9 protein-coding genes are annotated in these 11,980 nt (G+C 42.5%); 8 read left to right on the forward strand and 1 reads right to left on the reverse strand.

All coding sequences use genetic code 11. The features are described 5' to 3' along the window. Positions 1 to 4: 4 nt before the first annotated feature. The 6 genes from OKW21_RS00370 (at position 5) to ppk1 (ending at position 9,578) form a co-directional block, all read left to right on the forward strand. Entirely contained in the window at positions 5 to 1,987 is a 1,983-nt protein-coding gene (locus OKW21_RS00370) for a putative porin (protein ID WP_277476348.1), read from the forward strand. A 79-nt stretch (positions 1,988 to 2,066) separates the two neighbouring features. Then, entirely contained in the window at positions 2,067 to 2,669 is a 603-nt protein-coding gene (locus OKW21_RS00375) for a MiaE family protein (RefSeq protein WP_277476349.1), read from the forward strand. Between the two features lie 116 nt (positions 2,670 to 2,785). After that, a complete protein-coding gene (locus tag OKW21_RS00380; protein ID WP_277476350.1) occupies positions 2,786 to 4,621 on the forward strand; it encodes a toxin-antitoxin system YwqK family antitoxin in 1,836 nt (611 codons plus the stop codon). A 59-nt stretch (positions 4,622 to 4,680) separates the two neighbouring features. Beyond that, complete coding sequence (locus OKW21_RS00385) at positions 4,681 to 5,055, forward strand: CoA-binding protein (RefSeq protein WP_277476352.1); 375 nt, start codon at positions 4,681 to 4,683, stop codon at positions 5,053 to 5,055. A 145-nt stretch (positions 5,056 to 5,200) separates the two neighbouring features. Then, complete coding sequence (gene gyrB, locus OKW21_RS00390) at positions 5,201 to 7,189, forward strand: DNA topoisomerase (ATP-hydrolyzing) subunit B (RefSeq protein ID WP_277476353.1); 1,989 nt, start codon at positions 5,201 to 5,203, stop codon at positions 7,187 to 7,189. A gap of 274 nt (positions 7,190 to 7,463) precedes the next feature. Continuing rightward, complete coding sequence (gene ppk1 / locus OKW21_RS00395) at positions 7,464 to 9,578, forward strand: polyphosphate kinase 1 (protein WP_277476354.1); 2,115 nt, start codon at positions 7,464 to 7,466, stop codon at positions 9,576 to 9,578. A gap of 11 nt (positions 9,579 to 9,589) precedes the next feature. Here ppk1 and OKW21_RS00400 read toward each other — a convergent pair whose 3' ends face one another. Next, the gene (locus OKW21_RS00400; RefSeq protein WP_277476355.1) at positions 9,590 to 10,672 is read right to left on the reverse strand and encodes a sensor histidine kinase; all 1,083 of its coding nucleotides are present in this window, start codon (positions 10,670 to 10,672) and stop codon (positions 9,590 to 9,592) included. Positions 10,673 to 10,851: 179 nt separating this feature from the next. On the opposite strand from OKW21_RS00400, the gene OKW21_RS00405 reads away from it, so the two are divergent. Together OKW21_RS00405 and OKW21_RS00410 are read left to right on the forward strand one after the other, a co-directional pair. Then, positions 10,852 to 11,487: a peptidoglycan-binding domain-containing protein gene (locus OKW21_RS00405; protein WP_277476356.1), complete on the forward strand. Its 636-nt coding sequence runs from the start codon at positions 10,852 to 10,854 to the stop codon at positions 11,485 to 11,487. 43 nt (positions 11,488 to 11,530) lie between these two features. Next, entirely contained in the window at positions 11,531 to 11,872 is a 342-nt protein-coding gene (locus OKW21_RS00410) for a hypothetical protein (RefSeq protein WP_277476357.1), read from the forward strand. The last annotated feature ends 108 nt before the right edge of the window (positions 11,873 to 11,980 follow it).

Raw genomic sequence — 11,980 nt, forward strand, 5'->3', positions numbered from 1 at the left:
TGTTTTGAACAATAAGTTTGCTAACCTCCTACTTTTTTTAGTCGTTATGCTATTGCTCTCTGACTTTGCATATGCTCAGAGAGTGGTGATTCCCGGGGATACAGCTACCAGCAACCGCCAGAACAAGGAGGATTCGGTGCAATATGGTCCTGCTACCACCAGCTACATTTACGAGGATGCCTTTAAGTATAACAGGGTAAAGTATGATACGCTGGATACTTTGATTGAGTTTGCTCATCGTTATGACCGGGTAGAGGCTGTAGGTAGCAAACGACAATATCTGGGTACACTGGGTACGGCCAACCGCTCAATATTTCCTCAGATTCCTGAAGTAAGCGGAGCTACCTCAGGACTAAATGCCTACGACATATATGTCAATGAGCCTAAGAGTGTTAGGTATTACGATACCCGCTCTCCTTATTCTCAGTTATATCTCACCTTCGGGGGCAATAACCGGAGCGTAGTAGATGTGGACTTTGCCAGAAATGTAACGCCCAACTGGAGTGTAGGAGCGGCAGTAAGGACAATAACCGCTGACAAGCAAAGCGCGAGAAGTAGCCGGGGTGACCGACGATCAGAATCCTATTTTCTGGAGTTCTCCACTTTTTTTCGTTCCAAAAATGAACGCTATCATCTTATGGCGCACTACGGCAGGCTGAACCACAGAGTAAATGAGACCGGGGGCATAGTAGGCGATGCTTTTGATGATGACCTTTTTGAGGATTTCTTTCGGTACAACAATTCTGATATATACCTAAATAGCTTCGTAAACCGGGAATTCAGGCTTAATTATCACGTGTACCATGAGTACAAGCTGAACGATCGCTTGCAACTCTATCATGAGTTTGATCGTCGTCATCAGAATACTTTTTTCTTTTATGAACCTCCTTCCGGCACCATTGACCCGGATGGATATTTCAGAAGAATTCTGGTAGATACGACTGGAACTGCTGACAGGGTTAATTATGACGAGCTGGACACGGAGGTGGGACTCAAGGGAGACCTGGGACCGTTGTTCTATAGTGTGCATTACCGACTGCGTCGCCCGGAGATGGACTATCTTTTTGCGGAAGATACTTCTAACCTGGAACTCTACGGTGGCTTTGACCTTCGTCTGGAGTTGGGAGAGAATACATTTCTGCGTGGTGGTGCTGATTATCAATCTACGCAAAACTACCGCATAGAAGCCGCGTTTAATAGTCCAATCCTGAAAGGTAGCTATACGCGCTCAAGGAATCTGCCTGCCTATCTTGCTTTGCGCTATCTGGGCAACCATAATGCCTGGGAAAATGATTTTGAGCCAATAGGTATGGACCAGATTACTGGTTCCATTGAGTATCAGTTCCCTTACATCTATCTGCGCCCTTTTGTGACCCTTACCAATGTAAACAGGCCCATCTACTACCAACGTGACACCCCTATACGAGCTGATACATTACTTTTACAAAGCAAGCAGGCGGTTCCAGTACAGGCAGATGGCGCTGCTCAAATCCTTTCTCCCGGACTGGAGTTCTCTTTTGACTTTCTGAAAAAGATGCATTTTCAGGGAGAAGTAATTTACACGCTTACGACCGGCAGGGCTACTGAAGCCTTTGCCATACCCTCACTTTATACCAATGGTAGCCTTTATTATCAGAGTAAACTGATAGATGACAAAATCACCTTGCAGGTAGGCGTTGACTTTCAGGCACTACCCTCATATCTGGCCTATGATTATGATGTGGGAACGCAGCAGTTTTTTATCCAGCAGCAGTTGTATGGTACTGAGGAACAGCTATTGGATAATTTTGACACACCACTTCCCAATGAGATAGGGTACGTGGTTTTTGATGCCTTCCTGAACCTGAAGGTGCGTACTGCAATTGTATATGTTAAAATGCCCTATGTCAATCAGGGCATGTTAGAGAACGGCTACTTTGCCACGCCTTACTATGTAGGGCAACCCCGTGTACTGGATCTGGGTATCAAGTGGCAGTTCTTCGATTAGTGCACTTTTAAGTATGAAGGCTTGTTTACAATAAACGTATCCTTGTATCTTGCCTGTGTAAACAAAGCCGGAGAGAAGCATGATAGAACCAAAACAGACGATTCTCAAATTACAGTTGCCCACTGATCCGCGCTGGGTGACACTGGTAGACGAAAATCTGGAAGAAATACTCACAGACCATGCTTATTGTGAGCAGAAGGCAGCTTCTTCCTGTATTTCATTGATCATTCAGTTTCCTGAAAGAGACAAGCTGGTAGAAGTATTGACGCCAATTGTGGCCGAAGAATGGGAACATTTCAGCAGAGTAGTATATCAGCTTAGAAAGCGAGGCTATACACTGGGAAAGAAACGTACCGATGCTTATGTAGTGGAATTAGGCAAGCAGGAACGAAAAGGGGGACGCATAGAACGTCAGCTGATGGACAAACTGCTAATCAATGCCTTAATAGAGGCACGCAGTTGTGAGCGCTTTAAAATCCTCTGGAAGAATCTACAGGAAGAAGAGCTTAAGCAGTTTTATTACGAACTTATGGCTTCCGAAGCTGGACATTATGTTACCTTTATCAAACTGGCGAAGGAGTATATGCCTGAAGATGTGGTGAAAGCCCGTTGGGAAGAGTTGCTAAAGATAGAAGCGGATATTATCAGTCGTATGGAAGTAAGAGCCGACAGAATGCATTAGATGTAGTATTAAAACTATTTTTTACTTCCTGATAGTCAATTTTTTAACCATTTTAGACGTTTATTTTTTGTATACTTTTTCATAAAATACCGGTGCTCAAAACAGTATTTCTCAGTATGCTTACCAGCCTATTGGCGGTTCAAAGCCTCATAGCACAGCAGGAAATCACGCTGTATTATGATAGTGAGAAAACTGTACCTAAAGAACGCTTCTCTGTAAAGCCCTCTGACTTAAGCATTTTAGATGGGCCATATACAGCTTTTTTTACCGATGGCGCTGTGCGTATTCAAGGAAATTATGAGGAAAACGTAGCCAGTGGATTTTGGGAGTACTTTTACGAAAACGGACATCCCAAAATGCGGGGGAATCTGGAAGACAATATTAATTATGGCTTCTGGGAATACTTTTATGAAAATGGCAATCCTCAAATGAAAGGCGCAGTGTATGATAGTATACGGCAGGGGCCTTGGGAGTTTTTTTATGAAAATGGTAATATCAAAAGTTCCGGCATCTTTGAAGATAATGAGAAGGCAGGAAAGTGGCGCTACTACTATGAAGAAGGGCCATTAAAGTCGGAAGAAGTATACAAGGGAGACACCTTACACTACACAGAGTATTACGCGAGCGGCGATATTAAACTGGAAGGCACCAAGGTAAAAGGAGAGAATGTAGGCCTGTGGGTATCTTACTATGAAAATGGTACTATTCGCTCCGAAGGCAGATATAAAGCAGGAAGTCGGAATGGCCCCTGGAAGTTTTATCATGACAATGGCAAACTCTCATCGGTAGGAGATTTTCTGGATGGCTCTACCGTAGGAAAATGGACGTATTATTACGAAAATGGAAACATCAGTGCTGAAGGAGCGGAGAAAGATGGAGCGAAAGAAGGCTACTGGAAACTATACCATAGCGATGGAGATTTTAAGGGAGAAGCCATTTTTAACGAAGGAGAAGGGACTTATCGTGAATTTTATGAAGATGGCAGCCCCAAAGTAAAGGGCTACATAGTAAACGGACTTAATCAGGGCAAGTGGGAATATTACTATGAGGACGGGAGTATAGAAGGAGAATGTATTTTTGTGAAAGGCAAAGGAGCTTACACCGGCTATTATCGTGATGGAAGCCTTAAAATGAAAGGAACAGTAGAGCAGGGGGAACGTACTGGCGTCTGGGAACTCTACAAACCCAGCGGAGAGCTGGCTGGCTATTACGAGAGTATTTACGAAGATAATAAGCAGGCATTCCGGGCTTTGCGCAGTGTGGAAGCTAAAAATGAAAAACAGGAAAAAGAAGGCTTTGCGCTTAACCCTGATTACTTGTACCGCAAGAAGAAACCCCGCTATTTTAAGCCAAGAGTTAATGAGCTAAGAGCAGTAATCGTCGGCATTAACCCCCTGGGCCTGGTGCTGCAACGTTTGCCTCTCAGCATTGAATATTATATGCAGGAACGGCTGGGCTATGAAGTAGAGATAGGTATAGAAAGAAACCCCTTCTTTTATTCTGGCAAGAACATGGATGCCGGTTCAGTTTATCAAAGGGGAGGCTTTGTGGCCATTAAGCAGAAGTTTTACCATCCTGATACACGTTCTGGTATCTTATATTTTGGCCACAGGTTGGGTTTTGACTTCCTCTACCACATGGCTACTATAGAAGATACCAGTGCCCCCGAACCTGATGTTGAACTGATAGCAAAAGAACAAAAAGCAACGTATGCGCTTATTGTGGGTACAAGGCTCATGAAAGACGCAGAAGTAATCAATACCAGACTCAATAAAGAGAGACGCTCCCATAGCCTGACTTTTGACCTCTCAGCAGGTTTAGGAATAGGATACCGTTTTTTTCACAAAGACTATCATAACAACGGGAAATTTGACGAAATGCTGGAAGAAGTAAGTCAGGCCAAAGTCTTATTTCCCATATACCTGGGGGCTACCATAGGTTATGTATTCTGATTTTTTTGCGGATTAGATTGTAGTCTTATTTTTTATCATTCATCTGAAGAAAAATTTTTATGACAGATAGTAAGAAAACCGTAGTAGTAGGCGCCAGCCCTAACCCCTCTCGCTATGCCTATCAGGCAGCACACATGCTGAGCCGGTTTGGACATGAGTTTATTCCCCTAAGCATCAAACGGGGTAGCGTGGCCGGAGAAGAAATTATGAATCTTAAAGAAAAACCCCCTATCTCTGAAGTGGATACGCTAAGCTTGTATATCGGCCCTCAGCATCATGATGAGTGGATGGACTATTGGCTTAGTCTCTCGCCAAAGCGTATTATCTTTAACCCCGGCACGGAAAACCTTGAATTTATGGAAAAAGCCAAAGCGGAAGGAATAGAAGTGGTTAGCGGATGTACACTGGTGATGCTACAGAGCGGAATTTATTAAATTTTCTTTTCTGTTGATAAACAGTAAGTTATGGGTAATACACGATTGGCAAAATTTTTATGTTATTGCCCTGGGCTAATGCATAAAAAAGCATGCGAAATCCGTTAAAAAATTGTATTTTTGCACATTAAGGACTTACAAACATATGGACGAACTGAAGGATTCTAATATCAAAACTGACTCACTAGCAAAAACGAGGGAAGGCGAATATTCCGCCAACAATATTCAGGTGCTGGAAGGCCTGGAGGCTGTTAGGAAAAGGCCTGCGATGTACATTGGAGATGTTAATGTCAAAGGACTACACCATATGGTGTATGAGGTGGTGGATAACTCCATTGATGAGGCCCTTGCCGGCTACTGTGATAGAATAGATGTCACTATACATGAAGATAATTCTATTTCCGTAACAGATAACGGTAGAGGTATTCCTACCGATATCCACACCAAAGAGAATCGTTCTGCACTGGAAGTGGTAATGACCGTACTCCATGCCGGAGGTAAATTTGACAAAAATACCTATAAGGTTTCCGGAGGATTGCATGGTGTAGGGGTTTCCTGTGTAAACGCTCTCTCTGAGAATCTGAATGCCACTGTACACCGTAATGGTAAAATCTTTGAGCAAGAGTATTCAAGAGGAGTGCCTCTTTACCCAGTCCGGGAGATAGGTGCTACTGATAAAAATGGTACTATAGTTCGCTTTAAGCCTGATTCTGAAATTTTTCAGGTCAGAGAATATAAGTACGAGACCATTGCTTCACGCCTACGCGAACTGGCTTTTCTGAATGCCGGAATCCGTATCGGTTTGACAGACCTGCGTGACCTGGACGAAGATGGAAAGCCCGCAAGCGAAGAGTTTCATTTTGAGGGGGGATTGGTAGAATTTGTCAGCTACCTGGATAACAATCGTGAAAAACTGATTCCTGAGCCTATCTACATTGATAGTGAAAAAGGGGAGGTGCCGGTACAGGTAGCTTTGACCTATAACACTTCTTTTACCGAGAACGTGGTTTCTTATGTAAATAACATTAACACCATTGAAGGAGGTACCCACGTCTCTGGTTTTCGCAGAGCACTTACCCGCACGCTTAAATCTTATGCCGACCGTTCCGGCTTGCTGGACAAAGTAAAAATTGATATCAGTGGAGATGACTTCCGTGAAGGTTTGACAGCTGTCATCTCGGTAAAAGTAGCCGAGCCTCAGTTTGAAGGGCAGACCAAAACCAAATTGGGTAATTCTGACGTAATGGGCGCAGTAGAAACCTGTCTGGGAGAAGCCCTGTACACTTTCCTGGAAGAACATCCCAAAGAAGCCAGAGCGATCATCAACAAAGTGATTTTGGCTGCTCAGGCCCGCCATGCGGCACGCAAGGCTCGTGAGATGGTACAGCGTAAAAACGTGCTCACCGGTACAGGCCTGCCTGGTAAGCTTGCCGACTGCTCAGACACTGACCCCAGCTACTGTGAACTTTACCTGGTGGAGGGTGACTCGGCCGGAGGAAGTGCCAAGCAAGGTCGTGACCGTAAGTTTCAGGCAATTCTGCCGCTGAGAGGTAAGATCCTTAATGTGGAGAAAGCCCAGGAGCACAAAATTTATGATAATGAGGAGATCAAAAATATCCTCACTGCCTTAGGGGTAAGCTTTGGTACTGAAGATGATGATAAGGCACTGAATACTGAAAAGCTGCGCTACCACAAGATTGTGATCATGACCGATGCCGATGTGGATGGTAGCCATATTCGTACACTGATTCTTACTTTTTTCTTCCGTTACATGAGAGAACTGATCGAGAGCGGCTACGTATATATCGCACTGCCACCACTTTATCTGATCAAGAAAGGGAAGGAAGAGCATTACTGCTGGACAGAAGAAGAGCGGGAAAGAATAGTGAAAGAACTGGCTGGCGATGGGAAAATAGAGAATGTAGGCGTACAACGCTACAAAGGTTTGGGAGAAATGAACCCCGAACAGCTCTGGGAGACTACCATGAACCCTGAATCTCGTAGCCTTAAGCAGGTGACTATTGATTCTGCTGCCGAGGCAGATCACCTCTTCTCTATGCTGATGGGTGATGATGTAGCCCCTCGTCGGGAATTTATTGAGAAAAACGCTAAATACGCGAATGTAGATATCTAACCCAGCCTACTTTCGTCTTTTTTAGCATAAATATTTTTTGCAAAAAACCGTCCTGAAAATTAGTTCTACTAACCTAGAAAAAGCGTTTTGCTTTTTTTAGTAACATTGCTAACAAAATGCTGGGGCGGTTTTTTTATGCGTTTCAGTCTGTACATTGTGAGGCACATTTTAGTAGTAAAACTGGATGAATGAGTAGAACATTTTTTCGTATTTCATCATTAGAATAATTAAGTTGAGATTTATTAAGCAAAGCCTTATAACCTTTATACACTGGATGTTAGTCAAAGACAGAGTACAATCTTCAATAGCCACAAGTAATTACATAAGCCGTGATCTGAGTTGGATGCAGTTTAACTACCGAGTGCTGGAACAGGCCAAAAAATCCAACCGTAATATTTTCGAGAAGCTTAAGTTCATGGCCATCACCTCCTCTAACCTTGATGAGTTTTTTATGATCAGGCTGGGTAGCTTATACAATTACCTGGACTACGGAAAAGAGAGAATAGACTACTCAGGCCTCCGGGAAAGACCTTTCCGTAAAAAGCTACTGAAAGAAGCGCACCAATTTTTCAAGGAGCAGAATAATTACTATCTGGAAAAACTGGTGCCGGAATTTAAGAAACAGCATTTCCGGATTGTCAAAAATATCAAAGCGCTGGAAGCAAATGAGCAAAAAAAGATTTCCGATTATTTCAACCGGACGATTTATCCTATGCTCACGCCGATGGTGTATGACAGCTATCATGCCTTCCCTACGCTGATGAATAAGATACTTATCTTTGGAGTAGTGACACGCAATCCGCAGGAAAAGAAAGATCAGAAGAAGCTTTCCTTCGTACAGATTCCGCAGAACCTGCCTCGCTTTTATGAAATTGACAGGGGGGATGAATTATTATTTGTCCCCATTGAAGAGGCGATCCGTGAGCATATAGACCTGCTTTTCAGAAACATAGAGATGGTATCCGTCAGTCTGTTTCGTATTACGCGTAATGGCGATTTTACCCTGGATGAGAGTGACGATATTGAAGCCAACTTTATTGAAGAAGTAAGGCGAAAACTGAAAACCAGGAAAACAGGAAGGGTAGTAAGGGTAGAGGTAGAAGAAGGGTATAGCCACTGGATGATGAGGCTGCTGGTTAACCGCTGGAATATAGATAAAGATAATATATTTGAGGTGCCTAAAGGCGGGCTGATTGATTACACAGTGCTCTTTGAAGTAATTGGTAATAGCGAATTTAAGAATAAGCTGCCCAAGCAGCATTTGCCCGTGCCGCCACTGACTTATCCTGAAACTGGTACCGAAGATATTTTTGAGGTGTTAAAGGATAGAGATATTCTCCTGCACCATCCATATAACGATATTGAACCACTTTTAGACCTTATTGAGCAGTCGGCTGAAGATTCTAATGTGCTGGCAATCAAGTTGACTATTTACCGGCTTGCCAAGGACTCCCGCATCACTACTGCATTGCTCAAGGCAGCAGAAAGTGGGAAACATGTTTCGGTTCTGTTTGAGGTGAAAGCTCGTTTTGACGAAGAGAATAATATGCGCGAAGCGCAGAAATTACATAAAGCAGGCTGCTTTGTTATCTATGGAATCAGTAATTTTAAAACCCATACCAAGCTTCTGCTGATCGTAAGAAGAGACGGAAAGAGCATTACGCGCTACGTTCATATGTCCAGTGGCAACTATAATGAGAAAACAGCCAAACTGTATACAGACCTGGGCTTACTAAGTACCAATGAAGTTTACGCTCATGATGTATCAGAATTCTTCAATGTAATCACCGGACACTCCCTGCCTTCTAACTACCAGTACCTGCTTACCGCCCCCAAAGATATGCGGCAGCAGTTGATAGAACTGATCAGAGCGGAAGCTGAAAATGCTAAAAATGGCCTGCCCAGTGGTGTGGTAATCAAAATAAATTCGCTGGAAGACCGGGAAACTATCGAAGAACTGTACAAGGCATCACAGGCGGGCGTGACTATCAAACTGATAGTGAGGGGTATCTGCTGTCTGCGCCCCGGACGTTCCGGCCTGAGTGAAAATATCAGTGTACGCTCTATCGTAGGAGACTATCTTGAGCATTCGCGTATTTACTATTTCCACAACAACAATGACCCTAAGGTGTATGGGGGTAGTGCCGATGTGATGGTACGAAGCTTTGACAGACGCTTGGAATCTCTGTTCCTGTTTGTAGATCCAATCGTTAAAAAGCAGGCCATTAATATTCTGGCTTATAATCTTAGGGATAATGTAAACACCTATATTATGCAGGAAAGTGGCGAATATGTGATCAAGGAAAGAGGCAAAACTCCTGCTTTTAATATTCACCGGGAGTTTTATAAAGTTACACGTGATGAGTTAGACAAAGTAAAGCTGTTTTAAACCGCAAAAAGTCAATGCTCATTCTCAAGGATAGCAAGAAGATCATTGTACCTTTTGGTACTGAATTTTGGTAGATGAAGGCAAAAAGTAACGTATTCGGCACTGGAGGTTATAGAGATATCACCCCCCATTCTCCGTAATGCGTAGCGGGCGGTATAGAATTCTAAACCATGATCTTCAGGCATGGCAGAGCTGCGGTAAAACATAGTAAAGAGGTTTTTTAAGGTTTCAGGGGGAATAGCCAAATGCTCTTCCTGGATACAAATGATGTCATAGCTCTCATCCTGCTTAAGTTTGACTTGGATATCACGCTGAGAAAAGCGGTTTTGTGACCAGAATCTGGTGTTTCCCTGTAAAATCTTATAAATGGCGGTGGTAAGCAGGTATGCGTCTGCATGAAGATAGGTCTTCTCCGGAAACAATAAATTAAGGTGAAGAGAGCTTACTAAAGTGGCTTTGGACTTCTCTTTTAACTCTTCAAAGAGAGCATTAAGGTGGATAGACTCAAAATTAAGCTTCCAGTCATGGATATGGGATATCTCCAGCAGCTTCTCCAGCATGGTTTGCATATTATCCGACACACTACTTATTTTGCTGAAGTAATCATCCTGTTGCTTCTTTTCCAGCAGCGCAATGTTACAAATTCCTCTTATCGTTGCGATAGGCCCAAGAAAATTATGATAAGCTTTATAAAGGAAAATTTCAATATCCTGATTGGCAAGCGAAAGCTCCTGATAAAGGTCAACAAGGTGTTTGGTACGTTCTTCTATCTTTTTTTCTAATTTACTACTGTACTGCTGAAGCTCCTCATACTGGCGGTCTATGTGATGGGTCCCTACCTTTTCCTTTTTGGCCCCTTTTTTACTCAAGAAAAAAGGAAAAAATGTATTGTGAAATTTTTCCGACCTGAAATGGCTGATGGAAATCCAGATCAGAAGTAAGCCAGCTACAATCCAGAGCATAATCCAAGGCCAGGTAATAAATTTCATATAAAAAACGAAAAACACTGTAAAAATACTGAGTCCATAACACGCCAGTAATACACCATGATATTGAGGTAGGTCATCAGGTACACTCAGTAGAAAATTTTTCATAACTAATTAAAAATTATATAATTTAATGAAAAAGCTTACTTTCGTTTGTATTTGTTAGTTGATGATTCAAATTTGATAAAAAATATATGTGAGAGGGGCATTACTCGATAAATGCGGGTAAACGCGGGGTGCTTTCCACGAAAAGCTCGGTGAATTAATAATTATTAGTGTGCAATAAAATGAAACGCTTAGCCTTTTTAGTCATCATCATCGCTCTACCAATACTTGTTTATTTTCAGTATAGCAATTATGAGCGTTTTCACCCTCCTAGTACATATGACTATGTCATCAATGATAGTATTGATGTTCATTATCACGATCAGTCGGTTTTGCAGCAGTACTATAAAAATGCTTTTGAGATCGGAACTTTTGCCAGGAGCAGCTGGCGAACTTACGAGATTGACGTGCAATTTCCTGATCAGGAAGACGAGCAATCCCGCCAAGCTGTTGAGTATTATCAACAGCTACTCACGACAACTGCTCATCTGGAGGATGTGCTGATCTACTCAAAAGGATTGAAAGACAAGGGGTTTGATAATCAGCAGATTGCGGAAATAGAAAAGCAAGGTATATCTCCCAGAGGGTTTTTGTTGCAGCAATCCGGGCTTCTGCAGGGGCTGGAACGTGGTGACAAAGGAGAAGCGGTATGGGAGTTACAAAGAATACTGCAGCAAAAAGGCTATGACCTTCCCGTGGATGGGGTATTTGATGTAGTTACCGAAGACGCTCTCAAAAAATATCAGCAGGCTGAGGAGTTATACCCCTCAGGAAAAGTGGATGCATCATCTCACCACGAATTAATACGTAGCTTATAAACATTGAGCCATCATAAAATACCATTTAGTAAACACATATGCCATGAACAAAGTATCTGAGAAATCGCAAGGGGCTGAAAAAGATCCTAAGATAGAAGCCATTAAAGAGATCATCTTTGGTGAAAATATCAAAGAAATTGAAAAGGATTTTAGTGAGACAAGGACACTTATAAAGCAACAGAAAGAAAACCTCAATACTTATATTGAACAGACAAAGGTAGAGTTGGAGAAGAGCATTGAGCAAATGAAAAAAGATTTTGACCAACAAATGAATGTCTTCAAAGAGGATATGACCCAAAAAATTAATCACCTTCAGGAGTCATCATCCAATCGCCACAAACTAGGCAAAATGTTAGAAGAGTTAGGCAAGAACCTGCAGGCTTAACTTTAGCTAAAAAATGAAATCTGTAAGCACACTCTCTTATCTACAGAAAACAGTGGAAGCATAAATAATGCTTCATAAGTAAATTTCACATGATCAAGTGAATAATCC

It is taken from the genome of Catalinimonas alkaloidigena (assembly GCF_029504655.1).
GTDB classification, from domain to species: domain Bacteria; phylum Bacteroidota; class Bacteroidia; order Cytophagales; family Cyclobacteriaceae; genus Catalinimonas; species Catalinimonas alkaloidigena.